The 26,436-nt window shown below is 64.1% G+C and carries 26 protein-coding genes; 13 read left to right on the forward strand and 13 right to left on the reverse strand.

Going from position 1 to position 26,436, the window contains the following annotated elements:
- Window positions 1-7: 7 nt before the first annotated feature.
- Both IM733_RS19000 and IM733_RS19005 read left to right on the forward strand, forming a co-directional pair.
- Complete coding sequence (locus IM733_RS19000; RefSeq protein ID WP_011536411.1) at window positions 8-388, forward strand: RidA family protein; 381 nt, start codon at window positions 8-10, stop codon at window positions 386-388.
- Window positions 389-444: 56 nt separating this feature from the next.
- Window positions 445-1,173, forward strand: a complete 729-nt coding sequence (locus tag IM733_RS19005) for a hypothetical protein (RefSeq protein WP_248918018.1) — start codon at window positions 445-447, stop codon at window positions 1,171-1,173.
- An 82-nt stretch (window positions 1,174-1,255) separates the two neighbouring features.
- On the opposite strand, the gene IM733_RS19010 is transcribed toward IM733_RS19005, so the two are convergent.
- The gene (locus IM733_RS19010) at window positions 1,256-2,110 is read right to left on the reverse strand and encodes an SDR family oxidoreductase (protein ID WP_248918019.1); all 855 of its coding nucleotides are present in this window, start codon (window positions 2,108-2,110) and stop codon (window positions 1,256-1,258) included.
- 192 nt (window positions 2,111-2,302) lie between these two features.
- On the opposite strand from IM733_RS19010, the gene exbB reads away from it, so the two are divergent.
- The 6 genes from exbB to IM733_RS19040 all read left to right on the forward strand — a co-directional run bounded on the left by exbB (window position 2,303) and on the right by IM733_RS19040 (window position 9,011).
- Window positions 2,303-3,256 carry a tonB-system energizer ExbB gene (gene exbB, locus IM733_RS19015; RefSeq protein ID WP_248918020.1) on the forward strand — a complete coding sequence of 318 codons (954 nt, stop codon included), beginning with the start codon at window positions 2,303-2,305 and terminating at the stop codon, window positions 3,254-3,256.
- Between the two features lie 3 nt (window positions 3,257-3,259).
- Complete coding sequence (gene exbD, locus IM733_RS19020) at window positions 3,260-3,688, forward strand: TonB system transport protein ExbD (protein WP_240066723.1); 429 nt, start codon at window positions 3,260-3,262, stop codon at window positions 3,686-3,688.
- Window positions 3,685-4,419: an energy transducer TonB gene (locus tag IM733_RS19025; protein WP_248918021.1), complete on the forward strand. Its 735-nt coding sequence runs from the start codon at window positions 3,685-3,687 to the stop codon at window positions 4,417-4,419. Before exbD ends, IM733_RS19025 begins: the two co-directional genes overlap by 4 nt.
- 94 nt (window positions 4,420-4,513) lie before the next feature.
- Window positions 4,514-5,440, forward strand: coding sequence for a hydrogen peroxide-inducible genes activator (locus tag IM733_RS19030; RefSeq protein ID WP_011536417.1), 927 nt, complete (start codon window positions 4,514-4,516; stop codon window positions 5,438-5,440).
- 4 nt (window positions 5,441-5,444) lie between these two features.
- Window positions 5,445-7,523 (forward strand): ATP-dependent DNA helicase RecG, encoded by a 2,079-nt coding sequence (recG, locus tag IM733_RS19035; protein WP_248918022.1) that lies wholly within the window; start codon window positions 5,445-5,447, stop codon window positions 7,521-7,523.
- A 78-nt stretch (window positions 7,524-7,601) separates the two neighbouring features.
- Complete coding sequence (locus IM733_RS19040; protein ID WP_248918023.1) at window positions 7,602-9,011, forward strand: HDOD domain-containing protein; 1,410 nt, start codon at window positions 7,602-7,604, stop codon at window positions 9,009-9,011.
- Window positions 9,012-9,117: 106 nt separating this feature from the next.
- Here the strand turns inward: IM733_RS19040 and IM733_RS19045 are convergent, their stop codons facing one another.
- From IM733_RS19045 to IM733_RS19060, 4 genes are all read right to left on the reverse strand, one after another.
- Window positions 9,118-9,492 carry a hypothetical protein gene (locus IM733_RS19045; protein ID WP_011536420.1) on the reverse strand — a complete coding sequence of 125 codons (375 nt, stop codon included), beginning with the start codon at window positions 9,490-9,492 and terminating at the stop codon, window positions 9,118-9,120.
- 133 nt (window positions 9,493-9,625) lie between these two features.
- Entirely contained in the window at window positions 9,626-9,922 is a 297-nt protein-coding gene (locus IM733_RS19050) for an HU family DNA-binding protein (protein WP_011536421.1), read from the reverse strand.
- 187 nt (window positions 9,923-10,109) lie between these two features.
- Window positions 10,110-11,258: an NAD(P)/FAD-dependent oxidoreductase gene (locus IM733_RS19055; protein WP_248918024.1), complete on the reverse strand. Its 1,149-nt coding sequence runs from the start codon at window positions 11,256-11,258 to the stop codon at window positions 10,110-10,112.
- A gap of 33 nt (window positions 11,259-11,291) precedes the next feature.
- Window positions 11,292-11,459 carry a rubredoxin gene (locus tag IM733_RS19060; protein WP_011536423.1) on the reverse strand — a complete coding sequence of 56 codons (168 nt, stop codon included), beginning with the start codon at window positions 11,457-11,459 and terminating at the stop codon, window positions 11,292-11,294.
- A gap of 171 nt (window positions 11,460-11,630) precedes the next feature.
- Here IM733_RS19060 and IM733_RS19065 point away from each other — a divergent pair, with 171 nt between their 5' ends.
- Window positions 11,631-12,188 (forward strand): chorismate--pyruvate lyase family protein, encoded by a 558-nt coding sequence (locus IM733_RS19065; RefSeq protein WP_248918025.1) that lies wholly within the window; start codon window positions 11,631-11,633, stop codon window positions 12,186-12,188.
- On the forward strand, window positions 12,188-13,078 hold the full coding sequence (gene ubiA / locus IM733_RS19070) for a 4-hydroxybenzoate octaprenyltransferase (protein WP_248918026.1): 891 nt from the start codon (window positions 12,188-12,190) through the stop codon (window positions 13,076-13,078). The genes IM733_RS19065 and ubiA overlap by 1 nt, the downstream gene beginning before the upstream one ends.
- Window positions 13,079-13,150: 72 nt before the next feature.
- On the opposite strand, the gene IM733_RS19075 is transcribed toward ubiA, so the two are convergent.
- Window positions 13,151-13,519, reverse strand: coding sequence for a COG4315 family predicted lipoprotein (locus IM733_RS19075; protein WP_248918027.1), 369 nt, complete (start codon window positions 13,517-13,519; stop codon window positions 13,151-13,153).
- A 175-nt stretch (window positions 13,520-13,694) separates the two neighbouring features.
- Here IM733_RS19075 and phoB point away from each other — a divergent pair, with 175 nt between their 5' ends.
- From phoB to IM733_RS19090, 3 genes are all read left to right on the forward strand, one after another.
- A complete protein-coding gene (gene phoB / locus IM733_RS19080) occupies window positions 13,695-14,384 on the forward strand; it encodes a phosphate regulon transcriptional regulator PhoB (RefSeq protein ID WP_011536427.1) in 690 nt (229 codons plus the stop codon).
- A 71-nt stretch (window positions 14,385-14,455) separates the two neighbouring features.
- Window positions 14,456-15,727, forward strand: a complete 1,272-nt coding sequence (phoR, locus tag IM733_RS19085; protein ID WP_248921199.1) for a phosphate regulon sensor histidine kinase PhoR — start codon at window positions 14,456-14,458, stop codon at window positions 15,725-15,727.
- 204 nt (window positions 15,728-15,931) lie between these two features.
- Complete coding sequence (locus IM733_RS19090) at window positions 15,932-17,272, forward strand: hemolysin family protein (protein ID WP_248918028.1); 1,341 nt, start codon at window positions 15,932-15,934, stop codon at window positions 17,270-17,272.
- Window positions 17,273-17,326: 54 nt separating this feature from the next.
- Here the strand turns inward: IM733_RS19090 and IM733_RS19095 are convergent, their stop codons facing one another.
- The 7 genes from IM733_RS19095 to IM733_RS19125 form a co-directional block, all read right to left on the reverse strand.
- Window positions 17,327-18,223 carry a peptidoglycan DD-metalloendopeptidase family protein gene (locus IM733_RS19095; protein WP_248918029.1) on the reverse strand — a complete coding sequence of 299 codons (897 nt, stop codon included), beginning with the start codon at window positions 18,221-18,223 and terminating at the stop codon, window positions 17,327-17,329.
- A 183-nt stretch (window positions 18,224-18,406) separates the two neighbouring features.
- Entirely contained in the window at window positions 18,407-19,318 is a 912-nt protein-coding gene (locus tag IM733_RS19100; RefSeq protein WP_248918030.1) for a response regulator, read from the reverse strand.
- A 163-nt stretch (window positions 19,319-19,481) separates the two neighbouring features.
- Window positions 19,482-20,252 (reverse strand): phosphate signaling complex protein PhoU, encoded by a 771-nt coding sequence (gene phoU, locus IM733_RS19105; protein WP_023630537.1) that lies wholly within the window; start codon window positions 20,250-20,252, stop codon window positions 19,482-19,484.
- 97 nt (window positions 20,253-20,349) lie between these two features.
- On the reverse strand, window positions 20,350-21,183 hold the full coding sequence (gene pstB / locus IM733_RS19110) for a phosphate ABC transporter ATP-binding protein PstB (RefSeq protein WP_011536433.1): 834 nt from the start codon (window positions 21,181-21,183) through the stop codon (window positions 20,350-20,352).
- Between the two features lie 72 nt (window positions 21,184-21,255).
- Entirely contained in the window at window positions 21,256-22,926 is a 1,671-nt protein-coding gene (gene pstA, locus IM733_RS19115) for a phosphate ABC transporter permease PstA (protein ID WP_248918031.1), read from the reverse strand.
- Window positions 22,927-22,943: 17 nt separating this feature from the next.
- A complete protein-coding gene (locus IM733_RS19120; protein ID WP_248918032.1) occupies window positions 22,944-25,232 on the reverse strand; it encodes an ABC transporter permease subunit in 2,289 nt (762 codons plus the stop codon).
- A gap of 143 nt (window positions 25,233-25,375) precedes the next feature.
- Entirely contained in the window at window positions 25,376-26,374 is a 999-nt protein-coding gene (locus tag IM733_RS19125) for a phosphate ABC transporter substrate-binding protein PstS (protein WP_248918033.1), read from the reverse strand.
- Window positions 26,375-26,436: the final 62 nt, after the last annotated feature.

The raw sequence follows: 26,436 nt of genomic DNA on the forward strand, positions 1-26,436 counted from the left end.
AGTCATCATGAGCAAGACTGTCATCAACAGCGACAAGGCCCCTGCCGCCATCGGCACCTACTCGCAGGCGATCAAGGCCGGCAACACTGTGTACATGTCGGGGCAGATCCCGCTGGACCCGAAAACCATGGAGCTGGTCGAAGGCTTCGAAGCCCAGACCGTGCAGGTGTTCGAGAACCTGAAGTCGGTTGCAGAGGCCGCTGGCGGTTCGTTCAAGGACATCGTCAAGCTGAACATCTTCCTCACCGACCTGAGCCACTTCGCCAAGGTCAACGAGATCATGGGCCGCTACTTCGAGCAGCCCTACCCGGCCCGCGCCGCCATCGGCGTGGCAGCCCTGCCCAAGGGCGCCCAGGTCGAGATGGACGCCATCCTGGTCCTCGAGTGACATTCCGGTGACGGGCCCCGCGCCCGTCACCCCCCCCCTGCCTCAAGGTTTCCACCATGCGCCACGCATTGCCTCTCGCGCTGGCAGCCCTGCTTCTGGGCGGCTGCGCCAGCCACAAACCCGAAGATTTCAACGGTACCTGGATCAACCAGGCCGCCATCGACGCCGCCGCAAAGGGCACCAGCCTGCGCCAAGCCCTGAATGATCACGGCTCGGTGTTCGAATGGAAGATCGACGTCAAGAACCAGCAAGCCAGCTTCAGCAATGGCTTCGAAGCGGTCGATGGTCGCCTGAGCGCTAACGAGAAGGGCTGGCAGGTCAGCTCCGAGGGCGGCTTGAACGAGCAGCTCAAACTTGATGGCAATGAACTGCAGGCCATCGACCCTTCGGGCCACGAACAGGTCTTCGTCCGCGCCAGGACAGCGGACAGTAGTACGCCCCTAGGCGGCACCTTCGAAAGATCACTGTACAAGGCCTACCTGGGCGGTGACTGGAAGATCATCGAAGGCCAGGGCAAAGGCGCCATGGTGCGTTTCAGCGACACTGGCGGCGTAACCGGCCTGCCCGGCCCGGATCGCTTCGCCCTGTGCCTGGCCGGCGATTGCGCCGATATTGGCAATGGCAACGACAGCCTGTGGCTTGAGCGCAACGAGCGCGGTGCACCATGGATTTTCAAGCGTGACGGCGACACCCTGGAAATCTACCAGGCGGTGAATCTTGCCCAGCCTGATGAAAAACCACAGCTGACGCCCGGTGCGCGGCAGTGGGTGCTGGAGAAGGATTGACAGCGCCAGCCCATTCGCCGGCAAGCCGGCTTCTACAGATTGCGCTTCACCTGTAGGAGCCGGCTTGCCGGCGAACTGCCACTCAACGCCCTGCCAGAATGGCCGCATACCCCTCCTTATAGCTCGGGTACTGCGGCACCCAGCCCAGCGCCCGCGCCCGCGCATTGCTGCAGCGCTTGCTGCCGGTACGCCGGACCCGCTGCTCATCCGACCATTCAGTTACCCCAAGGTACGCGCGCAACCAAGCCACCACGTCAGCCAGCGGTGCCGGGTCGTCATCCACGCCGATATAGCACTCATCGAGCGTCACCCCCTTGGCGTCAGCCTGTAGCAGATGCGCCAGCAGGCTCGCGGCATCTTCGGCATGGATCCGGTTGCCATACAACGGCGGCTCCTCGGCTACGCGATAACCCTGACGAACCTGGCTCAGCAGCCACTCACGGCCCGGGCCATAGATACCGGTCAGGCGCACGATGCTGGCAGGGATGCCACTTTCAAGGGCCAGGCGCTCCGCTTCCAGCATCACTTTGCCGGAATAGCCTTCGGGCGCGGTGCTGGCGGTCTCGTCGATCCACTCGCCATCCTGCTGTGCATAGACACTGCTGCTGGAAACGAACAGCAGGCGGCGCGGCGCCTGGCCGTTGCGCTCAAGCCACCCCAGCACATGGCGTAGCCCCTCGACATAGGCGGCCTGGTAGCCGGCCTCGTCATGCTGGTTGGCGGCCACGCAGTACACCAAGTAGTCAGGCGCGCGCTCGGGCCAGGCCTCAGGTTGGCGGCGATCAGAAAGATCGGCGGCAATAGGCCGCACGCCTTCGGGCAGTTGATCGACCGAACGCCGCAAGCCGCTGACCTGCCAGCCTTGAGCAAGCAGTTGGCGGGCAAGGCGGCTGCCCACGTCACCGCAACCCACGATCAAAGCTGAAACGTCTGACATACCAATTCTCCTAATACGAAAGACTCAGGCTATCGGTTTAGTGCGATCAACGGCTATACCAAGGTCAAAAAAAGCAATCACATTACTTTTGTTAACAAGAATTACTTGCAATAATGGCCGCCTTGTCTGTTCTCGGCCCGCCTCGAGGCCTCGAAGAACTCAACCCATTTCTCTTCATCAGGTCCGGCCAGCATGACACGCACTCAACCTTCCGCTTCGCCTACCCCGTCGCGCGCCTGGCGCGCCATCGCCGCGCTGATGTTCAGCCTGGTGCTGGCCCCGGTAGCCATGGCCGATGAGCCAGCCGCCCAAGCCGCCACCCCGGCCGCCGCCAGCGCACCGGTAACTGAAGGCCAAGCCCCAGCTGAAGGCACCACCGCACTGCAAGCCCCGGCACCAGCCGACGAGAATGTGCAGGCGCTGGTCGAGGACACCTCGCTGGGCATGGCCCATGACCTGTCCCCATGGGGCATGTACAAGAACGCTGACGTGGTGGTGAAGGCCGTGATGATCGGCCTGGCCCTCGCCTCGATCATCACCTGGACCATCTGGATCGCCAAGGGCTTCGAGCTGATGGGCGCCAAGCGCCGCCTGCGTGGCGAGATCGCAGCGCTGAAGCGCTCCGTGAGCCTGAAAGAAGCCAGCGACGTCTCGAACAAAGAAGGCACCCTGGCCCACACCCTGGTTCACGACGCCCTTGAAGAGATGCGCCTGTCGGCCAACGCCCGCGAGAAGGAAGGCATCAAGGAACGCGTCAGCTTCCGCCTGGAGCGCCTGGTCGCCGCCAGCGGTCGCACCATGAGCAGCGGCACCGGCGTGCTGGCCACCATTGGTTCCACCGCGCCGTTCGTCGGCCTGTTCGGTACCGTGTGGGGCATCATGAACAGCTTCATTGGTATCGCCAAGACCCAGACCACCAACCTGGCCGTGGTTGCCCCAGGCATCGCCGAGGCCCTGCTGGCCACCGCCCTGGGCCTGGTCGCGGCGATCCCGGCCGTGGTCATCTACAACGTCTTCGCCCGCTCCATTGCCGGCTACAAGGCCCAGGTCTCCGACGCCTCCGCCCAGGTGCTGCTGCTGGTCAGCCGCGACCTGGACCACCAGGGCAGCGAGCGCGCCGCCCCGCACATGGTGAAAGTGGGGTAAGCCATGGGCCTGCATCTCAACGAAGGTGGCGACGACCTCGCCGAGAACCACGAAATCAACGTCACGCCGTTCATCGACGTGATGCTGGTGCTGCTGATCATCTTCATGGTGGCGGCGCCCCTGGCCACGGTCGACATCAAGGTCGACCTGCCCGCCTCGACCGCGAAACCCGCGCCCAGGCCCGAAAAGCCGGTGTTCGTCAGCGTCAAGGCCGACAAGAAACTGTACGTCGGTGATGACCAGGTGGCCCAACCCGACCAACTTGGCGCGATGCTCGACGCCAAGACCAAGGGCGACAAGGAAACCACCATCTTCTTCCAGGCTGACAAGGGCGTCGACTACGGCGACCTGATGGAAGTGATGAACACCATGCGCGCGGCCGGCTACCTCAAGGTAGGTCTGGTCGGACTCGAGACGGCAGCCAAAAAATGACGAAGACGCGCTCGAACATGGCGCGCTATGGCATTGGCCTGGCCATCGTGCTGGGCGTGCACGTGGCCGCCGTGGTGCTGACGCTCAACTGGTCGGTGCCCCAGGCCATCGAGCTGCCCCCGGCAGCGATGATGGTCGAGCTGGCACCGCTGCCGGAGCCGGCGCCACCACCACCGCCCAAGGCTGCGCCCAAGCCGCCAACGCCGGTCGAGGAGCCGCCACTGCCCAAGCTGGTGGAGGCACCCAAGCCGAAGATCGCCATCCCCAAGCCGCCCAAGCCCAAGGCCAAGCCACAGCCGCCCAAGCCTGAAAACAAGCCTGAGCCGCCGAAGGACGAGCCACCGGCCAAGAATGACGTGGCGGATACACCACCAAGCAATGCCCAGCCGCAGAAGTCGGCCGCGCCGGCACCGAGCATCGCCTCCAACAGCAATGCCCTGCCCAGCTGGCAGAGCGACCTGCTGCGCCACCTGGCCAAGTACAAGAAGTACCCGGAGGATGCCCGCCGTCGTGGCCTGCAGGGCATCAATCGGCTGCGCTTTGTGGTCGATGCCGAGGGCAAGGTGGTCTCGTACTCGCTGGCCGGAGGCTCGGGCAGCGCGGCGCTGGACCGGGCGACGCTGGAGATGATCCGCCGCGCAGGCACGGTACCGAAGCCGCCGGCTGAGTTGCTGAACAATGGCACGATCGAAGTCGTCGCGCCGTTCGTCTATTCCCTGGACCGACGCTGACACTTTTGTTTCTGTCACAAAACGGCAAGTCTGATAACGTGCGTCTATCGATTGCAGCCGCTATGCTGGGGCCGCAACTTCATGGACGCACGTTATGACCCTCACCGAACTTCGCTACATCGTCACCCTCGCCCAAGAGCAGCACTTCGGCCACGCGGCCGAGCGTTGTCACGTCAGCCAGCCCACGCTGTCGGTCGGCGTGAAAAAGCTCGAGGACGAGCTGGGCGTGCTGATCTTCGAACGCAGCAAGAGCGCGGTGCGCCTCACGCCGGTCGGCGAGAGTATCGTCGCCCAGGCGCAGAAGGTGCTGGAGCAGGCCCAGGGCATTCGCGAACTGGCCCAGGCCGGCAAGAACCAGCTCACCGCCCCGCTCAAGGTCGGCGCCATCTATACCGTCGGCCCCTATCTGTTCCCGCACCTGATCCCGCAACTGCACCGCGTGGCGCCGCAGATGCCGCTGTACATCGAAGAGAACTTCACCCATGTGCTGCGCGAGAAGCTGCGCAACGGCGAACTGGACGCAGTGATCATCGCCTTGCCGTTCAACGAAGCCGATGTACTGACGCTGCCACTGTACGACGAGCCGTTCTGCGCACTGATGCCAGCCGACCACCCCTGGACGCAGAAAGACACCATCGACACGGCCATGCTCAACGACAAGAGCCTGCTGTTACTGGGTGAAGGCCACTGCTTCCGCGACCAGGTGCTGGAAGCCTGCCCCACGCTCAACAAGGGCGGTGAAGGCTCGAAACACACCACGGTCGAATCCAGCTCGCTGGAAACCATCCGCCACATGGTCGCCTCGGGGCTCGGCGTGTCGATCCTGCCGCTCTCCGCAGTGCACAGCCACCACTATGCGCCTGGTGTCATCGAAGTTCGCCCGCTGACCGCGCCAGCACCATTCCGCACCGTGGCCATCGCCTGGCGCGCCAGCTTCCCGCGGCCGAAGGCCATCGAGATCCTCGCCGACTCGATCCGCCTCTGCTCGGTGGCCAAGGCGCCTGTGGAACAACCGGCCTGAGCCCATGACCGAGCTGTCGAACGTCCCGGTCACGGCGCTCAAGGGCGTTGGCGATGCCATGGCGGAAAAACTCGCCAAGGTCGGCCTGGAGAACCTGCAGGACCTGCTGTTCCACCTGCCGCTGCGCTATCAGGACCGTACCCGCGTGGTCCCCATCGGCCAGTTGCGGCCCGGCCAGGACGCGGTCATCGAAGGCGTGGTCAGCGGCGCCGACGTAACCATGGGCAAGCGCCGCAGCCTGGTGGTGCGCCTGGGCGATGGCACGGGTGTGTTGAGCCTGCGCTTCTACCACTTCAGCAATGCGCAGAAAGAGGGCCTCAAGCGCGGCACCCATCTGCGTTGCTATGGCGAAGCCCGCCCCGGCGCCTCGGGGTTGGAGATTTACCACCCCGAGTACCGCGCGCTCAATGGCAGCGAACCGGCGCCGCCAGTCGAGCAGACGCTCACACCAATCTACCCGACCACCGAAGGCCTCACGCAACAACGCCTGCGCCTGCTGTGCCAGCAGAGCCTGGGCCAACTCGGCCCGCGCAGCCTGCCCGACTGGCTGCCCGACGAGCTGGCCCGCGACTACCAACTGGCGCCGCTCAGCGACGCGATCCGCTACCTGCACAACCCGCCGTCCGACGCCGACCTCGATGAACTTGCCGAAGGCCATCACTGGGCCCAGCACCGCCTGGCCTTCGAAGAGCTGCTCACCCACCAGCTGTCGCAGCAGCGCCTGCGCGAGAGCCTGCGCAGCCTACGCGCACCGGTACTGCCCAAGGCCAGCCGTTTGCCCGCACAGTACCTGGCCAACCTCGGTTTCAGCCCGACCGGCGCCCAACAGCGCGTGGGCAACGAGATTGCCTACGACCTCAGCCAACCCGAACCGATGATGCGCCTGGTACAGGGCGACGTGGGCGCCGGCAAGACCGTGGTCGCCGCGCTGGCCGCCCTGCAGGCGCTGGAAGCCGGTTACCAGGTCGCCTTGATGGCACCCACCGAGATCCTCGCCGAACAGCACTACATCACCTTCAAACGCTGGCTCGAGCCGCTGGGCATCGAAGTCGCCTGGCTGGCCGGCAAGCTCAAGGGCAAAGCCCGCGCCAGCGCCCTCGAGCAGATCGCCAGCGGCACTCCCATGGTGGTCGGCACCCACGCGCTGTTTCAGGACGAGGTGCAGTTCAAGCATCTGGCTTTGGCGATCATCGACGAGCAGCACCGCTTCGGCGTGCAGCAGCGCCTGGCCCTGCGCAAGAAAGGCGTGATGGGCCAGTTGTGCCCGCACCAGCTGATCATGACCGCCACCCCGATCCCACGCACCCTGGCCATGAGCGCCTACGCCGACCTGGACACCTCGATCCTCGACGAGCTGCCGCCCGGCCGTACACCGGTCAATACCGTGCTGGTCGCCGACAGCCGTCGTTTCGAAGTGGTCGAACGGGTCCGCGCCGCCTGCGCCGAAGGGCGCCAGGCCTATTGGGTGTGCACCCTGATCGAAGAGTCCGAGGAACTGACCTGCCAGGCCGCCGAAAGCACTTTCGAGGAGCTCGGCAGTGCACTGGGCGAACTGCGCGTGGGGTTGATCCACGGGCGCATGAAACCGGCGCAGAAGGCAGAGGTGATGGCCGAGTTCAAGGCCGGTGAACTGCAACTGCTGGTCGCCACCACGGTGATCGAGGTGGGCGTGGACGTCCCCAACGCCAGCCTGATGATCATCGAAAACCCCGAGCGCCTGGGTTTGGCCCAGTTGCACCAGCTGCGTGGCCGGGTTGGCCGGGGCAGCGCGGTCAGCCATTGCGTGCTGCTGTACCACCCACCGCTGTCGCAAATCGGCCGGGAACGCCTGGGAATAATGCGGGAAACCAACGACGGATTCGTCATAGCAGAGAAGGACCTGGAATTGCGCGGCCCCGGCGAGATGCTCGGCACCCGCCAGACCGGCCTGCTGCAGTTCAAGGTCGCCGACCTGATGCGCGACGCCGATCTGTTGCCCGCCGTGCGTGACGCTGCCCAGGCGCTGCTGGCGCGCTGGCCGGGCCACGTCAGCCCGCTGCTCGACCGCTGGCTGCGTCACGGCCAGCAATATGGCCAGGTGTGACGCTCGTCCCAATATGGATCCAGCTTGCCGGTCAGGCTGGTTATACTTCGCGTTTAAAAGAATGATTGGATACAGACCATGACTGAAGTTGCCCTGGATACCGCAACCCCAACCGCACCGTCTGTCATCCGGCTGTTGCTCGAAAAACTCGGCGTGGCCTACCGCGAGGTGCCCGATCACCCGCAACAGCCTGCCGCCTCTCGGGTGCAAGCAGCCCTGCTCGACGATGAAATCGGCGCCATGCTAGTGCTGTTCCCGCAGAGCCAGCTGCTGGACCTCAAGCGCTTTGAAGAGCTGACCGGCCGCAACCTCACGGCGGTGCCGTTGAAGCGTCTGAACCAGATGCTCGACAAACACCACCTCAAGACCCTGCCGGCCATTCCTGCCCTGACCAGCTCGCCCTGCCAGTATGAAAAAAGCCTGCTCGACAACGACAAGCTGCTGATCCAGTCAGGCGAAACCGGCGTGCTGCTGGAAATCGAACGCTCCGCCTTCCGCAAGATGCTCGCCAAGGCCAGCGCCAGTAGCTTCGGCCAGGAGGTCAAGGATATCCGCCCGAACCTCGACCGTCCGCATGACGACTCCGAGGAAATCACCAAGGCGGTGCAAGAGTTCACTGCCCGCCGCATCCAGAAGCGCCTGGAAGAAACTATCGAGATCCCGCCGCTGGCCGACACCGCGCAGAAGATCATCAAGCTGCGCGTCGACCCCGACGCGAGCATCGACGACATCACTGGCGTGGTGGAAACCGACCCGGCCCTGGCCGCCCAAGTGGTCAGCTGGGCGGCGTCGCCCTACTACGCCTCGCCCGGCAAGATCCGTTCGGTGGAAGACGCCATCGTCCGCGTGCTGGGCTTCGACCTGGTGATCAACCTGGCACTAGGCCTGGCACTGGGCAAGACCCTGAGCCTGCCCAAGGATCACCCGCAGCAGGCTACGCCGTACTGGCAGCAGTCGATCTACACCGCAGCGGTGATCGAAGGCCTGACCCGCGCGATGCCGCGCGCCGAGCGCCCGGAGGCCGGCCTGACCTATCTGGCCGGGCTACTGCACAACTTTGGTTATTTGCTGCTGGCTCATGTGTTCCCGCCACACTTCTCGCTGATCTGCCGCCATCTGGAGGTCAACCCGCACCTGTGCCACAGCTATGTGGAGCAGCACTTGCTGGGGATCAGCCGCGAGCAGATCGGCGCCTGGCTGATGAAGCTGTGGGACATGCCCGATGAGCTGACCACCGCGCTGCGCTTCCAACACGACCCATCCTACGACAGCGAGCACTCGGCGTTCCCCAACCTGGTGTGCCTGGCTATTCGCCTGCTGCGCACCCGGGGGATCGGCTCGGGGCCACAGGACGATATCCCTGAAGCGCTGCTCGATCGCCTCGGGCTGACCCGCGAAAAGGCCGATGACGTGGTGAACAAGGTACTGGAGGCCGAAGCGTTGCTGCGTGAGCTGGCTTCGCAGTTCCACGTGCCGCACTCGCATTAAGACCGCCCTGTAGGAGCGGCTTCAGCCGCGATCACCCGCAAAGCGGGTGCCAGAAGCCGCGGTGCCTGCATCGCGGCCAAAGCCGCTCCTGCAGGTAGCGCCTGGCTCAGGCTTTCTTCTTCGGTTTCAGGTATTTCATCAAGCCCTGGAACCAGATCACCAGCGCCGGATTGCCTTTGATCTGGATGCTCTTGTCCTGAATCCCCTGCATGAACGCCAGCTGCTTGTTACCGGCCTGCAGCGTGGCGAAGCCGTAGGCGGCGTCCTTGAAAGCGATGGCGAAGGCTGGCTGCGGATGCAGGCCTCCCTTGCTGCTGATGCGCTGGCCACTGACGATGAAGTGCCGGGCAACCTTGCCGTCGAGCGTCTGCATCTGGAAAACCAGATCCTTGTCCTGCAGTTGCTGCTGGAACGCCGGGTTGTTACGGCTGGCCTTGGCCATCAGCAAGCCCATGGCCCAGAGAAGAAAACGAAACTTCATCAACGCCCCTCGAATGAAAAATGACTGAGGTGCGCAGTTTATCCGTTTCCCGCCCTATTTATGCAAGTTCGCCGCATTTGCTTACCAGAAACACAACGGGCGCCTCTCGGCGCCCGTCAGGATAACCTGCGGATCACTTTTTCTTGGCAGGCTTGGCCGGGGCGTTGACGCTGTCGCGCAGGTTCTTGCCCGGCTTGAAGGCAACAGTGTTGCTGGCCTTGATCTTGACCGGCTGGCCAGTCTGCGGGTTCTTGCCGGTGCGGGCGCCACGGTGGCGTTTTTCGAAGGTGCCGAAACCGACCAGGGTGACGGTGTCCTTGTCGAGCGCGCCGGTGATGCTATCGAGAATCGCGTTCAGGACAATATTGGCCTTTTCCTTGGTCAGATCGGCCTTTTCGGCGATGACGGCGGCGAGTTCTGGTTTACGCATAGTGAAGCCTCTTTGACGGAATTCTTGTTGTTATGCCGTGCTGCCGAAGGAAGCAGCGCTCAAGGCACCGCAGGCTCTAGTCTGCGGTAGACGCCAGTGAGAATGGCACGCCGTCCGGGGCCGCGCCAGTGTCTGGGCGGCCATTGTCGCGGCAAGAACAGGATAAATCCGACAGAACGCCCGTTATTTACGCCATCAGGGCCGGCAACTGCTTGTTCAGCGCCAGTTTCTCCATCACTGCGCCGCCGGTCAGCGCGTAGCCCAGCAACTGGCCGTCGGCACCGTGGCAGAGCACCTTGAGGTCGGCGCCCTGGCCTTCCACTTGCCAGGTGCCTTCTTGGCCGTGGGGTGGTGGCGATACCACCAGCGGGCAGGCTGGCGTCTTCACTGTGACGGGCATCGGCCCGTAGCTGACCGCGGTCGGGTTGCCGGCCAGGGTCTGGGCCAGGGCACGGGCGCAGGTCATCAGAGGCATGACGTACAGTAGATTGATGCCGCCGACCTCGGCGCAATCACCCAAGGCAAAGATATTGTCATGGGAAGTGCGCAGCTGGCGGTCGACCACCACGCCGCGATTGACCTGCAGGCCCGCGGCGGCGGCCAGGTCGGTGCGCGGGCGCAGGCCAATAGCCGAGACCACCAGGTCGCAGGCGATCACGCGGCCATCGGACAGATGCGCCTCGAGGCCTTCCCCGGCGTGCAGCAGACGGGTCAGCACCGGGCCCAAGTGGAAGCGTACGCCCAACCCTTCCAGGCCGGCCTGCACGGCAGCGGCGGCGGCCGGGTGCAGCAGGGTCGGCATGACCTGCTCACACGGGGCAACTACTTCGCATTGCAAACCACCCAGGGTCAGGTCGTTGGCAAACTCGCAGCCGATCAGGCCGGCCCCCAGGATCAGCACCCGCTGCTTGCCTGCGGCGGCAGCGCGGAAGCGTGCGTAGTCTTCAAGGTCGTTGATCGGGAAGATCAACTCACCGGCATCGCCCTCGACCGGCACCTGCACGGTCTGTGCACCCCACGCCAGCACCAGGTCGCGGTACTCGACCGCTTCCTCGCCGATCCACAGGCGCTTGTGGCCCGGGTCGATGCCGCTGATACGGGTGTGAGTGCGGATCTCGGCCTTGAGCTGCTCGGCCATGGCACCGGGTTCGGCCATGCACAGGCCGTCGGCGTCCTTCTGCTTGGCGAAGCCGGTCGAGAGCATGGGCTTGGAGTAGGAACGACCGTCGTCGGCGGTGATCAGCAACAAAGGTGTCTCGCCGTCGAGCTTGCGAAACTCTCGCGCCAGGTTGTAGCCGGCCAGGCCGGTACCGATGATCACCACAGGGGACGTCATGTCGTTTCTTCCTTTTTCAAGTCAGGGGTTCGATCAGCCGATGGCGATCATTTCGAAGTCGCTCTTACCCACGCCGCAGTCGGGGCACAGCCAGTCTTCCGGCACGTCTTCCCAACGGGTGCCTGGGGCGATCCCATCATCCGGCCAACCTTCGGCTTCGTCATAGATCAGGCCACAGACAATGCATTGCCACTTCTTCATGGGGGTGTCTTCCTCGATACAGGCTCAAGCTTTGTGTTGCCGCTAATGGCCCGCGAAGGGGCCACCGCGCAATTCGTGTGGGCTTTGTACTGGCCCTGCCGGCAGTATGCAAGCCGTCAGGGCAAACATGCTAAGCTCGCCGCCTCTCTGGCCTGTATCAAGCATACCCACGTGCCGTACGAAACCCCGCAAGCAGCCGCTATCGCGTGGCTGGCGTATCCACAGCTGGCGACCACCCTCGACCAGCCGACCCTCGACTGGCTGTTCGACGAAGGCTCCCTGACCCGCCGTCTGACCCACCTGTCCCACGATCACTTCAGCGTCACTCCCCTGTTCGAGGGCTGGCAACCACTGCGCGACGACGAGTGCGCCGCCCTGGGCCTGAGGCTCGGCGAGGAAGGCTGGGTGCGCGAAGTCTACCTGCGAGGCCATGGCCGACCTTGGGTGTTCGCCCGCAGCGTGGCCGGGCGCAGCGTGTTGGAACGTGGTGGCCTGGCCCTTGAAACACTCGGCAGTCGCTCGCTGGGCGAGCTACTGTTCTGCGACCAGGCATTCATCCGCCACCCCCTCGAAGCCTGCCGTTATCCACAGGGCTGGCTGCCTACCGAAGTAGCCCATGACGGCTTGTGGGGCCGGCGTTCGCGCTTCGAGCGCAGCGGCCTGGACCTGCTGGTGGCCGAGGTGTTCCTGCCAGCGCTCTGGCAAGCGGCCAAGGAGGAAACCCGCTGATGTACCTGCAACTGCTCAAGTCGCTCAACCGCCTGCATCCACGGGCCTGGGACTTCGTTCAGCTGAGCCGTATGGACCGGCCGATCGGCATCTACCTGCTGCTGTGGCCGACGCTGGTGGCGGTCTGGATCGCCGGCAACGGTTCGCCGAGCCTGAAGAATGTGCTGATCTTCGCCCTGGGCGTGGTGCTGATGCGCGCCGCCGGCTGCTGCATCAACGACTTCGCCGATCGCAAGGTGGATGGCCACGTCAAGCGCACCGCCGACCGGCCACTGGCCAGTGGCCGGGTCAAGCCTCGGGAAGCCGTGATGCTGTTCGCCCTGCTGGTAGGGGTGAGCTTCCTGCTGGTGCTGTGCACCAATGCCACGACGGTGTGGCTATCATTCGGTGCCGTGGCGCTGGCGTTCTGCTACCCGTTCATGAAGCGCTACACCTACTACCCACAGGTGGTGCTGGGCGCGGCCTACTCCTGGGGTATCCCCATGGCCTTCACCGCCGCCGGCGGCGAACTGCCGGCCAGCGCCTGGCTGCTGTACATCGCCAACGTGTTGTGGACCGTCGGTTATGACACCTACTACGCCATGGTCGATCGCGACGATGACCTGAAGATCGGTGTGAAGTCCACGGCGATTCTGTTCGGCGAGGCCGACCGGGTGATCATCCTGACCTTGCAGTTGCTGTCGCTGGGCTGCCTGCTGCTGGCGGGCAATCGCTTCGACCTGGACGGCTGGTTCCACCTGGGGCTGCTGGCGGCGGCGGCGTGTTTTGCCTGGGAGTTCTGGTCGACGCGCAAGCTGGACCGTGAGGCGTGCTTCAAGGCATTCCTGCATAACCATTGGGCGGGGATGCTGATCTTCATCGGGGTGGTGCTGGATTACGCTTTGCGGTGACGCTACCGGCCTCGTTCGCCGGCAAGCCGGCTCGTACAAGAGCGGCTTGCCGGTGAACAGGGCACCACCGACTCAGGGCTTGGCCACGTGCCAGAGGTCCTTCATGCCATCGCCGGTCATGTCCCCGGCTTTCTTGTCCTTGACGAAGGTGTACAGCGGCTTGCCGTCGTAGGCCCACTGCATCGAACCGTCGTCACGCTTGATCTGCGTCCACTTGCCGTCGGCCTTTTCACCGTCCTGGACCTTCAGCGGCGGCCAGTTGCCAGCGCAGTCGCCATTGCACATCGACTTGCCACCCGCGTCCTTGTCAAAGGTGTACAGCGTCATGCCGTTGTGATCGACCCACATGCCGTCTTTTTCCATGGCGTGATGAGCCGACGCCACCCCCGGCACTGCCAGCGCAGCGCAAAGGGCCATCCAGCTCAGCGTATGTCGTGTCATTGGAATCACCATTGTTTCGGGGGTTCGGAGGGGTTCAGCCGCCGCTCGGGCGGCCCCCTGAAGCCTAGTCCAGTCACGCAATGTCGCCAGAACGGCCAACACCCTGTCACACAGCTGCAATAATTCCGTTATCTAATGCGGGCCAAGACACCGTTCCTGGGAGAGGTAATTGAGCATGGTTGGCAGAAACATTCTGATCGTCGACGACGAAGCGCCTATCCGCGAGATGATCGCCGTTGCATTGGAAATGGCCGGCTATGACTGCCTCGAGGCCGAGAACTCGCAGCAGGCCCACGCGATCATCGTCGACCGCAAGCCAGACCTGATCCTGCTTGACTGGATGCTCCCGGGCACCTCGGGTATCGAGCTGGCCCGCCGCCTCAAGCGCGACGAACTGACCGGCGACATCCCGATCATCATGCTTACCGCCAAGGGCGAAGAGGACAACAAGATCCAAGGCCTGGAAGTCGGCGCCGACGACTACATCACCAAGCCGTTCTCGCCCCGCGAGCTGGTGGCCCGACTCAAGGCCGTGCTGCGCCGCACCGGCCCGAGCGACAGCGAGGCGCCGATCGAAGTCGGCGGCCTGCTGCTCGACCCGATCAGCCACCGCGTGACCATCGACGGTCGGCCGGCCGAGATGGGCCCCACCGAATACCGCCTGCTGCAGTTCTTCATGACCCACCAGGAGCGCGCCTACACCCGCGGCCAGCTGCTCGACCAGGTCTGGGGCGGCAACGTCTACGTCGAGGAACGCACCGTCGACGTACACATCCGTCGCCTGCGCAAGGCGCTGGGTGAAGCTTACGAAAATCTGGTACAAACCGTCCGCGGCACCGGCTACCGCTTCTCGACCAAGAGCTGATCGAGCCCGAGCATCCGCTGTACAAGGACTGTCAATTGAACCCGAACTGGCACGCGACCCTGATTCGCCACATGCTCCTGCTGATCACCGCCTGCCTGATCGGCGGGCTGGTCAGCGGCTACTACGGCTGGAGCCTGGCCATCGGCCTGGCGTTCTACCTGGGCTGGACACTCAAGCAATTGCTGCGCCTGCACGACTGGTTGCGCAACCACCAGCCCGACGAGGCCCCGCCCGACGGCTACGGCCTGTGGGGCGAGGTGTTCGACAGCATCTACCACCTGCAACGCCGCGACCAGCGCGTGCGCGGCCGCCTGCAGGCGGTGATCGACCGGGTCCAGGAGTCCACCGCGGCCTTGCGTGACGCGGTGATCATGCTCGACAGCGACGGCAACCTGGAATGGTGGAACCGCGCCGCCGAAACGCTGCTGGGCTTCAAGACCCCGCAGGACGGTGGCCAGCCGGTGACCAACCTGGTGCGCCACCCCCGCTTCAAGGAGTACTTCGAGTCGGAGAACTACGCCGAGCCACTGGAGATCCCCTCGCCCATCAACGACCGCCTGCGTGTGCAACTGCACCTGACCCGCTACGGCAACAACGAGCACCTGATGCTGGTGCGCGACGTCACCCGCATTCACCAGCTCGAGCAGATGCGCAAGGATTTCGTCGCCAACGTTTCCCACGAACTGCGCACGCCACTGACGGTGATCACCGGCTACCTGGAGACGCTGCTGGACAACGTCGAGGACGTGAACCCGCGCTGGAGCCGCGCCCTGCAGCAGATGAGCGCGCAAGGTTCGCGCATGCAGACCCTGCTCAACGACCTGCTACTGCTGGCCAAGCTCGAAGCCACCGACTATCCGTCGGACAACCAGCCGGTGCTGGTCGACACCCTGCTCAACGCCATCAAGAATGATGCCCAGGCCCTGTCCGGCCCGCGCAACCAGCGCATCACACTTGAAGCCGCGCCCGGTATTCGTCTCAAGGGCAGCGAGTCGGAGCTACGCAGCGCGTTCTCCAACCTGGTGTTCAATGCGGTCAAGTACACCCAGGATGAAGGCAACATCCGTATCCGCTGGTGGGCCGACGAACAGGGTGCGCACCTGTCGGTGCAGGACTCTGGGGTGGGCATCGAGGCCAAGCACTTGCCGCGCCTTACGGAACGCTTCTACCGGGTCGACTCCAGCCGCGCCTCCAACACCGGCGGCACCGGGCTGGGGCTGGCGATCGTCAAGCATGTGCTGATGCGCCATCGTGGGCGCCTGGAGATCAGCAGCGTGCCGGGGCACGGCAGCACCTTCACCTGTCACTTTGCGCCGGCACAATTGGTGGTGAGCAAAGGTTGAGATGCCGGGTGCTTTGCAGCCCATCGCCGGCAAACCGGCTTCTACGGTAGGCGCCGGCTTGCCGGCGATGGGCGCAAAGCGCCCCAATAAGACCACGGCCCTTTGCTTTTACGGCCTCAGCCGCTACATTGGATCCCCTGTGCCAGCCATCGCTGGCACTTTTTTTCTCCCTTTCTCAAAGACGGACCCCGTAAAAACTCCATCATGGACCCTTCCCCTGGTATCAGCCTCACCTCGTTGTTCGCCGATTTCGGCATGATTCTCTTCGCCCTGTTCCTGGTGCTGCTCAACGGCTTCTTCGTGGCCGCCGAGTTCGCCATGGTCAAGCTGCGTTCCACCCGGGTCGAATCCATCGCCGAGCTGCATGGCTGGCGTGGCAGCATCCTGCGCAAGGTGCACAACCAACTCGACGCCTACCTCTCGGCCTGCCAGCTGGGTATCACCCTGGCCTCCCTGGGCCTGGGCTGGGTCGGTGAGCCGGCTTTCGCCCACCTGCTCGAGCCGCTGCTGGCCGCCGTGGGCGTTGACTCGCCCGAGCTGATCAAGGCGATCTCGTTCTTCGTCGCCTTCTTCGTGATCTCCTACCTGCACATCGTGGTTGGCGAACTGGCACCCAAATCCTGGGCCATTCGCAAGCCCGAGCTGCTGTCGCTGTGGACCGCCGTGCCGCTGTACCTGTTCTACTGGGCAATGTACCCGGCCATCTACCTGCTCAACGCCAGCGCCAACACCATCCTGCGCATCGCCGGGCAGGGTGAGCCCGGCCCGCACCACGAACACCACTACAGCCGCGAGGAGCTCAAGCTGATCCTGCACTCCAGCCGTGGCCAGGACCCGAGCGACCAGGGCATGCGCGTGCTGGCCTCGGCCGTGGAAATGGGCGAGCTGGAGGTGGTCGACTGGGCCAACTCCCGCGAGGACATGGTCAGCATCGACGCCCATGCCCCGCTCAAGGAGATCCTGGCGCTGGTGCGTCGACACAAGTTCAGCCGCTACCCGCTGTATGACGCCGAGCGTGAGGAGTTCACCGGCCTGCTGCACATCAAGGACCTGCTGCTGGAGCTGGCCGAACTGGAGCACCTTCCCGAGACCGTCGACCTCGACGACTTGGCCCGCCCGCTGGAGCGCGTGTCGCGGCACATGCCGCTGGCGCAGTTGCTGGAGCAGTTCCGCAAGGGTGGCGCGCACTTCGTGCTGGTCGAGGAAGCCGACGGCAAGGTCATCGGCTACCTGACCATGGAAGACGTGCTGGAAGTGCTGGTGGGCGATATCCAGGACGAGCACCGCAAGACCGAACGCGGCATCCTCGCCTACCAGCCGGGCAAGCTGCTGGTGCGCGGTGACACGCCGCTGTTCAAGGTTGAGCGCTTGCTGGGTATCGACCTGGACCACATCGAGGCGGAAACCCTCGCCGGGCTGATCTACGAGACGCTCAAGCGCGTGCCCGAAGAAGAGGAAGTGCTGGAGGTTGAAGGCCTGCGCATCATCATCAAGAAGATGAAAGGGCCGAAGATCGTGCTGGCCAAGGTGCTCAAGCTCGGTTGAGCACCGGTTCACCGGCACAGCCCGCGCTTGTAGGAGCCGGCTTGCCGGCGAACCTCACGGATTCCCCGCCGTGAAGTTCGGCAACCCGCCAATCGGTCGGTCAAACTGGAACGGGATCGATTCCAACGCCAACCCCACGTTGCGCTGCACCACGAAATGCAGGTGCGGCCCGGTGCTGTTGCCGGTGTTGCCCGACTTGGCCAGCGCCTGCCCCAGCACCACCCGCTGCCCCTCCGCCACCACCACCGAACCGCGCATCAGGTGCAGGTACACACCCATGGTGCCGTCCGGGTGGAGGATGCGCACGAAATTGCCCGAGGGGTTGGTGCCCCGCCCGCTCTGACTGTTCTCGACCTTGACCACCACGCCCCCACGCGCCGCGATGATCGGTGTGCCCTCGGGCATGGCGATGTCCATGGCATAGCGGCCCTTGGGCCCGAAATGGCTGAAACGACCGTTGGGCCCCTGGGTCAGGCGGAACGGCCCGCCCTTCCACGGGAATGGGTAGCGATACCCCTCGGAGCGCTGGATCGGGTCACCCATGGCATAGTTGAACGTGCTCGAATACTTCAACGGCCCACCTGGGGCGGCCAACACCACGCTGAGCACCTTGCTCGAGCGCGGCCCGATCACGCGCCGCACGACGCGCGGGGCATTGCCGCCAAATGCGTTGGCCAGCTTGTCCACGCGCAGTTCCACTTCCAACGGTACGTACAGTTCGTTGCGCGCGATGAAGCGCACACCACCGGGGAAAGGCTCGGCCTGCAGGCGCACCTGGCGGTCCAGGCGCTCGACCATCGGCTCACGGAAGACAAACGGCTTGGCACCCGGGCTTGGTCGGTCGGAATAGGAGACCACGCCGAAGTTGTCGGTGGTCTTGTAGATGGTCATGCCAAAGCTCGACGCCGAGGCCACGAGCAAGGCACAAAACAGCAGCAGGCGGGCTGGCATGATGGTGGCTTTTTGACAGGTATGGTCTGTCGAAGCCTAGCAGCCCAGATAAAGACAAGTTGTGACAGCTGGTCGGAAGTTTTTAGCGGGGCTCTGTAGGAGCGGCTTCAGCCGCGATGCAAGCAACGCGGTTTGGCGGTGATCGCGGCTAAAGCCGCTCCTACAGCAGGTACAGCCCGGCGATCAGGCGCCCGGCGTGAAGTGCTTCTGCGTGGTCCCACGGGCAATCAGGCGCGACAGGTAGTCGAGCTTCTGCGCATCCTGGTCGACGAACTTGAAGGTCAGTTGCAGCCAGTCGCTCTCGGGCTTGGGTTCCAGCGCGGCGATGGCGTGCAGGTAGCCGTTCAGGCGTGCCACCTCGGCGTTCTCGCCCTGCTCCAGGTCCAGCACCGCGCCTTCGAGCACCTGCGGCAGGTTGGCGCTGCGGCGCACCACCAGCAGGGCTTCCTTCAGGCTCAGGGCCTTGATCACGCACGGCTGGGTGCCACTGGACAGGCGCAGCTGGCCCTGGCCACGGCCCGACTGGGCCGCGGCGGCGGCAGTCTTCGGCGTGGGCGCGTTGATCAGCGGCTTGGCCGCTGCTGCCACCGGGGCAGCGGCAGGCGCAGCCACCTTGGCCGCCTCCGGACGACCGCCGGTCAGGGCGCTGAGCGAGTCGTTGGCGAACGCCGAGTTGACCCGTGCCGGGGCGCTGGACATCAGGGCGTCGAGCTTGCCGATCTTGGTCAGCGACTTCTTCACCTTGGTCAGCAACTGCTCGTTGGTGAACGGCTTGCCGACGAAGTCGGAAACGCCGGCCTGGATGGCCTGGATCACGTTCTCCTTGTCACCACGGCTGGTCACCATGATGAACTGCATGGTCTTCATCTCTTCCTGCTGGCGGCACCAGGTCAGCAGTTCGAGGCCCGACATCTCGGGCATCTCCCAGTCACACAGGACCAGGTCGAAACGTTCCTTGCTGAGCATGGCCATGGCCTTGCGGCCGTTGACTGCATCCTCGATCACCATGCCGGGAAAGGCATTGCGCAGGCACTTCCTTACCAGGTCGCGGATGAACGGGGCATCGTCCACGACCAGCACATTCACTTTACTCATCGATATTCCTCTTGAATCCCGGCTAGCATACCGCCGACTGATGGCCATTTGCCAAACCACTGGTCACGCCGGGACTTCTCACACGGTTCGCGGGTGCCTGCTGGTGCTCGACCGCAAACGAAAACGCCCGGCGATTGCCGGGCGTTCATGCTCGGGAGCAACTCTATTTATCGTCCGGTTCAGCCGGAACATTAGCGATTTCACCCTCATCGAAAGCCTCGCCTTGCACTTCGGCTTTCATGCGCTTCAGGCCCATGTGGCGCACGTCGGTACCACGCACCAGGTAGATCACCAGCTCCGAGATGTTGCGCGCGTGGTCGCCGATGCGCTCCAGCGAACGCAGGGCCCAGATCACACTCAACACCCGGGAGATCGAACGCGGATCTTCCATCATGTAGGTGACCAGCTCGCGTAGCGCGGTCTTGTACTCGCGGTCGATGGTTTTGTCGTACTGGGCCACCGACAGCGCCAGGTCGGCGTCGAAGCGGGCGAAGGCGTCCAGCGCGTCGCGGACCATGTTGCGCACCTGGTCGCCGATGTGGCGTACCTCGACGTAGCCCCGCGGCGACTCGCCTTCCTCGCACAGTTGGATGGCGCGGCGGGCGATCTTGGTCGATTCGTCGCCGATGCGCTCCAGGTCGATCACCGACTTGGAGATGCTGATGATCAGGCGCAGGTCGGAGGCCGCCGGCTGGCGACGGGCGAGAATGCGCACGCATTCCTCGTCGATGTTGCGCTCCATCTGGTTGATCTGTTCATCGACCTCGCGCACCTGCTGGGCCAGGCCCGAGTCGGCCTCGATCAGCGCGGTGACGGCGTCGTTCACCTGTTTCTCGACCAGGCCGCCCATGGCCAGCAGGTGGCTGCGCACCTCCTCGAGCTCGGCGTTGAACTGCTGGGAGATGTGGTGGGTAAGGCTTTCTTTGTTGATCATCGTTTCGCTCCGCGAAGCAGCTGCACGCTTCTAGTCGTTCGTATCGTTCCCTGGCAAGAAGAATCCATTGTGGGAGCCTGCCCCCACGGGTCGACCACTAGCCGTAGCGACCGGTGATGTAGTCTTCGGTCTGCTTCTTCGCCGGGTTGGTGAACAGGGTGTCGGTGTCACCGAATTCGACCAGTTTGCCCATGTACATGAACGCGGTGTAGTCCGACACGCGGGCCGCCTGCTGCATGTTGTGGGTCACGATGACGATGGTGTACTTGGATTTCAGTTCGTAGATCAGTTCCTCGACCTTCAGCGTCGAGATCGGGTCCAGCGCCGAGCATGGCTCGTCGAGCAGCAGCACTTCCGGCTCCACGGCGATGGTGCGGGCGATTACCAGACGCTGCTGCTGGCCACCGGACAGGCCCAGTGCCGAGTCGTGCAGGCGGTCCTTGACCTCGTCCCACAGGGCTGCGCCCTTCAGTGCCCACTCCACCGCTTCATCGAGCACGCGCTTCTTGTTGATGCCCTGGATGCGCAGGCCGTAGACCACGTTCTCGTAGATGGTCTTGGGGAACGGGTTGGGCTTCTGGAACACCATGCCCACACGGCGGCGCAGCTCGGCCACGTCCTCGCCCTTGCGGTAGATGTTGTTGCCATACAGGTTGATGGCGCCTTCCACGCGGCAGCCGTCGACCAGGTCGTTCATGCGGTTGAAGGTACGCAGCAGGGTGGACTTGCCGCAGCCGGACGGGCCGATGAAGGCGGTCACGCGCTGCTTGGGGATATTCATGCTGACGTCGAACAGCGCTTGCTTGTCGCCGTAGAACAGGGACAGCCCGGGTACTTCGATGGCCACGGTCTCTTCGGCCAGGCGCAGGCTCTGCTTGTCGCGGCCCAGGGCCGACATGTCGATGCCGTGGGCGTGGGATTCATGCTGCATGGTCAACTCCATACGCTATCAATTCGTTTCAAAGGGCCGCCCGGTGTTCGGGCGGCACGCTTGCAATCAGGATCAGTGGTCGAGCGCCTTGTACTTCTCGCGCAGGTGGTTACGGATCCACACCGCCGAGAGGTTGAGGGTGGCGATCACCAGTACCAGCAGCAGCGCGGTGGCGTACACCAGCGGCCGCGCGGCCTCGACGTTGGGGCTCTGGAAGCCGACGTCGTAGATGTGGAAGCCCAGGTGCATGATCTTCTGGTCCAGGTGCAGGTACGGGTAGTTGCCGTCCACCGGCAGCGACGGCGCCAGTTTCACCACACCCACCAGCATCAGCGGGGCCACTTCGCCGGCGGCGCGGGCCACGGCGAGGATCATGCCGGTCATCATGGCCGGGCTGGCCATTGGCAGGACGATTTTCCACAGGGTCTCGGCCTTGGTCGCGCCCAGGGCCAGCGAACCTTCGCGCACCGTGCGCGGAATGCGCGCCAGGCCTTCCTCGGTGGCCACGATCACTACCGGCACCGCCAGCAGCGCCAGGGTCAGCGAGGCCCACAGCAAGCCTGGGGTGCCAAGGGTCGGCGCCGGCAGCGACTCGGGGAAGAACAGCCGGTCGATCGAGCCGCCCAGCACGTAGACGAAGAAGCCCAGGCCGAACACACCGTAGACGATCGCCGGAACACCGGCCAGGTTGTTTACCGCGATGCGGATCAGGCGGGTCACCGGGCCCTGTTTGGCATATTCGCGCAGGTACACCGCTGCCAGCACACCGAACGGGGTGACGATCACGGCCATGATCAGGGTCATCATCACGGTGCCGAAGATAGCCGGGAAGATACCGCCCTCGGTGTTGGCCTCACGCGGGTCATCGCTAAGGAACTCCCACACCTTGCTGAAGTAGGCACCCATCTTGCTCATGCCGGACATGGCGTTCGGCTGGATGGCGTGGACCACCTTGCTCAGGTTGATCTCCACCTCGCGGCCGTTACCGTCGCGAGCCACCAGGCTGTCGCGGGCGAAGGCCTGGTGCAGGCCGGTCAGGCGCTCCTCGATAGCCTTGTAGCGGTTGTTCAGCTCGGCGCGCTCGGCGTCCATGTCGGCCTGGGCGGCGGCGTCCAGCTTGCCGTCCAGTTCCAGCTTGCGGCCGTGCAGGCGCAGGCGCTCCAGACCATGGTTGATGGCACCGATGTCCTTCTTCTCCAGCTTCACCAGCTGGTCGTTGAGCTCGCTGGCGCGCTTGAGGCGGGCCTGCAACTCGTTCCAGGCCTCCGGGCCCTGGGCAACCACGCGGCCTTCTTCCTTGACGCTGACCAGATAGCCATAGAAGTTGCCCCACTCGCGGCGCTCCAGGGCGATCAGGTCGACCGGCTTGCGCTGATCGACCAGCCACTCGCCGACCACCCAGGTGAAATCGCTGCCATTGAGGTCGCGGTTACCCACCTTGATAAGCTCGCGGGTCATGAACTCCGGGCCCTGGTCGGGCACCGGCAAGCCGGCACCCTTCAACCGCTCGCGGGGCACTTCTTCCTTTTGTACCACTTCACCGATGACCACGTGGTCGGCCTGGCCCGGCACCTTGTAGGTGGCCTGGACCAGGTCGGCCGGCCAGAAGTGGCCCAGGCCGCGCACAGCGATCACGGCCAGCAGGCCGACGGTCATGATGACCGCCATGGCGACCGCGCCACCACTGATCCAGACGCCGGGGGCGCCGCTCTTGAACCAGCCTTTGAGGGAATCCTTTTTCACGGATCTCTACCTTTCTATCAAAGCGACGAGTATTTCTTGCGCAGGCGCTGGCGAATCAGCTCGGCCAAGGTGTTCATCACGAAGGTGAACAGCAGCAGCACGAGGGCGGCGAGGAACAGCACACGATAGTGGCTGCCGCCGACTTCCGATTCGGGCATTTCCACGGCCACGTTGGCGGCCAGGGTGCGCATGCCCTCGAACAGGTTCAGCTCCATCACCGGGGTGTTGCCGGTGGCCATCAGCACGATCATGGTCTCGCCCACCGCACGGCCCATACCGATCATCAGCGCCGAGAAGATACCCGGGCTGGCGGTCAGGATGACCACGCGGGTCAGGGTCTGCCAGGGTGTGGCGCCCAGGGCCAGCGAACCCAGGGTAAGGCTGCGTGGCACGCTGAACACGGCGTCTTCGGCGATGGAGTAGATGTTCGGGATGACCGCGAAGCCCATGGCGATACCGACCACCAGGGCGTTGCGCTGGTCGTAGGTGATACCGAGGTCGTTGGTGATCCACAGGCGCATGTCGCCGGCGAAGAACCAGCTCTCCAGGAACGGGCTCATGTACAGGGCGAACCAACCGATCACCAGGATCACCGGGATCAGGATCGCCGCTTCCCAGCCATCGGGAATGCGCAGGCGGATCGACTCCGGCAGGCGGCTCCAGCTGAAGCCTGCGAGCAGGATCCCGACCGGCATGATCACGAACAGGCTGAACACGCCCGGCAGGTGGCCTTCCAGATACGGCGCGAGGAACAGGCCGGCGAAGAAGCCGAGGATCACCGTCGGCATCGCTTCCATCAGCTCGATCACCGGCTTGACCTTGCGGCGCATGCCCGGGGCCATGAAGTAGGCGGTGTAGATGGCAGCGGCGATGGCCAGCGGGGCGGCCAGGATCATCGCGTAGAACGCGGCCTTGAGCGTACCGAAGGTCAGCGGCGACAGGCTCAGCTTGGGTTCGAAGTCGGTGTTCGAGGCTGTCGACTGCCAGACGTACTTGGGCTCGTCGTAGTTCTCGTACCAGACTTTGCCCCACAGCGCGCTGAAGGAGACTTCCGGGTGCGGGTTCTTCAGACTCAGCGGCAACAGCTTGCCGCCTTGCTCGATGATGATGCGATTGGCGCGCGGCGACAGGGCGAGGATGCCCGCGCCTTCAGCGACCGGCTCGACCAGCAGGGTGCGGTGCGCGGTGCTGTGGAACACGCCGAGCTTGCCTTCGCTGTCCAGGGCGACAAAGCCTTTGCGGCGCTCTTCGGCGTCGATCTGCACCACCGGGGCCTTGCCCAGCTGGAAGCTGCGGATCAGCTTGAAGCGCGACTCGCCATCCGGGTCGCGGGCCATGAACCACTGGCTCAGGCCACCCTTGGAGTCACCGAAGATCAGCGAGATGCCGCCGACCAGTTGGGCGGTCGCGGTGATCTCGGCGTTACCGTCCTCCAACAACTTGTAACGGCCGTTGAGGCTCTTGTCGCGCAGGCTGAACACGTCGGCGGTGGCGCGGCCGTTGACCACGTACAGCCACTGCTGGCGCGGGTCGATGAAGATGTTCTTCACCACCTCGGTCATCTGCGGCAGCTCGATGCGGTTCTGCTCGATGGTGACCTCGTCGGTCATCATGTTCTCGGTACGCGACAGTTCGATCACCTGCAGGTGCGCGCCGGTGGAGCCGGCCAGCAGCAGGGTGTCGCCGTTGACGTTGACGCTCACGTGCTCCAGCGCGCGGCCTTCGCTGTCCAGGGTGAACAAGTCCTGGCCATAGGGGTAGTCGATACCCGGCTCGATGGTTTTCTTGTTGTCTGGGTAGGTGATCTTGTAGGTGTGGTGGAACACCAGCGCCTGGCCGTTGGACAGGCCCAGCACCACCAGCGGGCTGCCGGGCTGGTCGGTGCTGATCGAGCTGACCTGGGTGCCGGCGGGCAACGGCAGGTCGACGCGCTTCAGTTCGCCACCGGTCTTGGTGTCGAAGAACAGGGCCTGGCCCTTGTCGGAAACGCGCATACCCACGAGGTTCTGCTCCTCGAGGGCGATCATCAGGGGTTTGCCGGCGTCCTGCTGCAGCCAGGTAGGCTCCAGGGCCTTCTTGCTGGAAAGCGTGGCTCCCTGGAACAGCGGCAGCACCACATAGGCCAGGTAGAAGAAGATCAGCGTGATCGCTGCCAGCACGGCGAGGCCGCCCACCAGGACGTACCAGCGGGTCAGGCGGTCCTTGAGGGCGCGCATACGGCGCTTGCGTTGCAACTCGGGCGTATTGAAGTCAATCCGCACGGGAGGAGAATTTTGGGTCATTGTGGAGTTGGCCAGATCATTCATGCGCACACCCTAGCGGTCCCGTATGACAAAAACATGACAGTGCAGTGACGCAAAAAAGCCCGCCGCTCAGGAGCCCTGGCTTCGGACTAAGGAATTCGTGGAAGAGGCCGGCATTATTAGTCACCGGCCTCAACCTCAATTACTTACTTCTTTGCAACGTTACCCGCGTGGGACAGGCCCAGGTCGGCCAGGGTCTTGTCGACCACTTTGGCTGGCAGCGGGATGTAGCCGTCCTTCACGACAACTTGCTGGCCGGCCTGGGACAGGACCAGCTTGACGAACTCGGCTTCCAGCGGGGCCAGAGGCTTGTTCGGCGCCTTGTTGACGTAGACGTACAGGAAGCGCGACAGCGGGTACGAACCGTTCAGGGCGTTGGCTTCGTTGTCTTCGATGAACTCGCCACCGTCTTTCTTGGCCAGGGCCACGGTCTTGACGCTGGCGGTCTTGTAGCCGATGCCCGAGTAACCGATGCCGTTCAGCGAGGAGCTGATCGACTGCACGACCGAAGCCGAGCCAGGCTGTTCATTGACGTTAGGCTTGAAGTCGCCTTTGCACAGGGCTTCTTCCTTGAAGTAGCCATAGGTGCCCGATACCGAGTTGCGGCCGAACAGCTGGATTGGCTTGTTGGCCAGGTCGCCGGTCACACCGATGTCGCCCCAGGTCTTGACGTCAGCCTTGCCGCCGCACAGGCGGGTGGAGGAGAAGATAGCGTCCACCTGAGCCATGGTCAGGCCCTTGATCGGGTTGTCCTTGTGCACGAACACGGCCAGGGCGTCGACGGCGACCGGGATGGCGGTCGGCTTGTAGCCGTACTTCTGCTCGAAGGCCTGCAGCTCGACGTCCTTCATCTTGCGGCTCATCGGGCCCAGGTTGGCGGTGCCTTCGGTCAGCGCGGGTGGCGCGGTGGAGGAGCCGGCGGCCTGGATCTGGATGTTTACGTTCGGATATTCCTTCTTGTAGGCCTCGGCCCACAGGGTCATCAGGTTCGCGAGGGTATCGGAACCGACGCTGGAGAGGTTGCCCGATACACCGGTGGTCTTGGTGTAGGTCGGGATTGCTGGGTCGACGGCGGCGACCGCATTGGCGGTGGCAACGCCAGCGGCGGCAAAGGTCAGGGCCGCCATCAAACGCTTCAGTTTCATGCCTTGCTCCTAGCAGGAATATCGTGGGTTGTGAGATGGAACGGGCCCAAGTATCTGCAGGC

The organism is Pseudomonas entomophila (genome assembly GCF_023277925.1).
Classification (GTDB): domain Bacteria; phylum Pseudomonadota; class Gammaproteobacteria; order Pseudomonadales; family Pseudomonadaceae; genus Aquipseudomonas; species Aquipseudomonas entomophila_D.

What these genes read in the sequence shown, in the direction of transcription:
- IM733_RS19000 (WP_011536411.1), top strand. Translation starts at nt 8, where the DNA reads ATGAGCAAGACTGTCATCAACAGCGACAAGGCCCCTGCCGCCATCGGC.
- IM733_RS19005 (WP_248918018.1), top strand. Translation starts at nt 445, where the DNA reads ATGCGCCACGCATTGCCTCTCGCGCTGGCAGCCCTGCTTCTGGGCGGC.
- IM733_RS19010 (WP_248918019.1), bottom strand. Translation starts at nt 2,110, where the DNA reads ATGTCAGACGTTTCAGCTTTGATCGTGGGTTGCGGTGACGTGGGCAGC.
- exbB (WP_248918020.1), top strand. Translation starts at nt 2,303, where the DNA reads ATGACACGCACTCAACCTTCCGCTTCGCCTACCCCGTCGCGCGCCTGG.
- exbD (WP_240066723.1), top strand. Translation starts at nt 3,260, where the DNA reads ATGGGCCTGCATCTCAACGAAGGTGGCGACGACCTCGCCGAGAACCAC.
- IM733_RS19025 (WP_248918021.1), top strand. Translation starts at nt 3,685, where the DNA reads ATGACGAAGACGCGCTCGAACATGGCGCGCTATGGCATTGGCCTGGCC.
- IM733_RS19030 (WP_011536417.1), top strand. Translation starts at nt 4,514, where the DNA reads ATGACCCTCACCGAACTTCGCTACATCGTCACCCTCGCCCAAGAGCAG.
- recG (WP_248918022.1), top strand. Translation starts at nt 5,445, where the DNA reads ATGACCGAGCTGTCGAACGTCCCGGTCACGGCGCTCAAGGGCGTTGGC.
- IM733_RS19040 (WP_248918023.1), top strand. Translation starts at nt 7,602, where the DNA reads ATGACTGAAGTTGCCCTGGATACCGCAACCCCAACCGCACCGTCTGTC.
- IM733_RS19045 (WP_011536420.1), bottom strand. Translation starts at nt 9,492, where the DNA reads ATGAAGTTTCGTTTTCTTCTCTGGGCCATGGGCTTGCTGATGGCCAAG.
- IM733_RS19050 (WP_011536421.1), bottom strand. Translation starts at nt 9,922, where the DNA reads ATGCGTAAACCAGAACTCGCCGCCGTCATCGCCGAAAAGGCCGATCTG.
- IM733_RS19055 (WP_248918024.1), bottom strand. Translation starts at nt 11,258, where the DNA reads ATGACGTCCCCTGTGGTGATCATCGGTACCGGCCTGGCCGGCTACAAC.
- IM733_RS19060 (WP_011536423.1), bottom strand. Translation starts at nt 11,459, where the DNA reads ATGAAGAAGTGGCAATGCATTGTCTGTGGCCTGATCTATGACGAAGCC.
- ubiA (WP_248918026.1), top strand. Translation starts at nt 12,188, where the DNA reads ATGTACCTGCAACTGCTCAAGTCGCTCAACCGCCTGCATCCACGGGCC.
- IM733_RS19075 (WP_248918027.1), bottom strand. Translation starts at nt 13,519, where the DNA reads ATGACACGACATACGCTGAGCTGGATGGCCCTTTGCGCTGCGCTGGCA.
- phoB (WP_011536427.1), top strand. Translation starts at nt 13,695, where the DNA reads ATGGTTGGCAGAAACATTCTGATCGTCGACGACGAAGCGCCTATCCGC.
- phoR (WP_248921199.1), top strand. Translation starts at nt 14,456, where the DNA reads ATGCTCCTGCTGATCACCGCCTGCCTGATCGGCGGGCTGGTCAGCGGC.
- IM733_RS19090 (WP_248918028.1), top strand. Translation starts at nt 15,932, where the DNA reads ATGGACCCTTCCCCTGGTATCAGCCTCACCTCGTTGTTCGCCGATTTC.
- IM733_RS19095 (WP_248918029.1), bottom strand. Translation starts at nt 18,223, where the DNA reads ATGCCAGCCCGCCTGCTGCTGTTTTGTGCCTTGCTCGTGGCCTCGGCG.
- IM733_RS19100 (WP_248918030.1), bottom strand. Translation starts at nt 19,318, where the DNA reads ATGAGTAAAGTGAATGTGCTGGTCGTGGACGATGCCCCGTTCATCCGC.
- phoU (WP_023630537.1), bottom strand. Translation starts at nt 20,252, where the DNA reads ATGATCAACAAAGAAAGCCTTACCCACCACATCTCCCAGCAGTTCAAC.
- pstB (WP_011536433.1), bottom strand. Translation starts at nt 21,183, where the DNA reads ATGCAGCATGAATCCCACGCCCACGGCATCGACATGTCGGCCCTGGGC.
- IM733_RS19120 (WP_248918032.1), bottom strand. Translation starts at nt 25,232, where the DNA reads ATGAATGATCTGGCCAACTCCACAATGACCCAAAATTCTCCTCCCGTG.
- IM733_RS19125 (WP_248918033.1), bottom strand. Translation starts at nt 26,374, where the DNA reads ATGAAACTGAAGCGTTTGATGGCGGCCCTGACCTTTGCCGCCGCTGGC.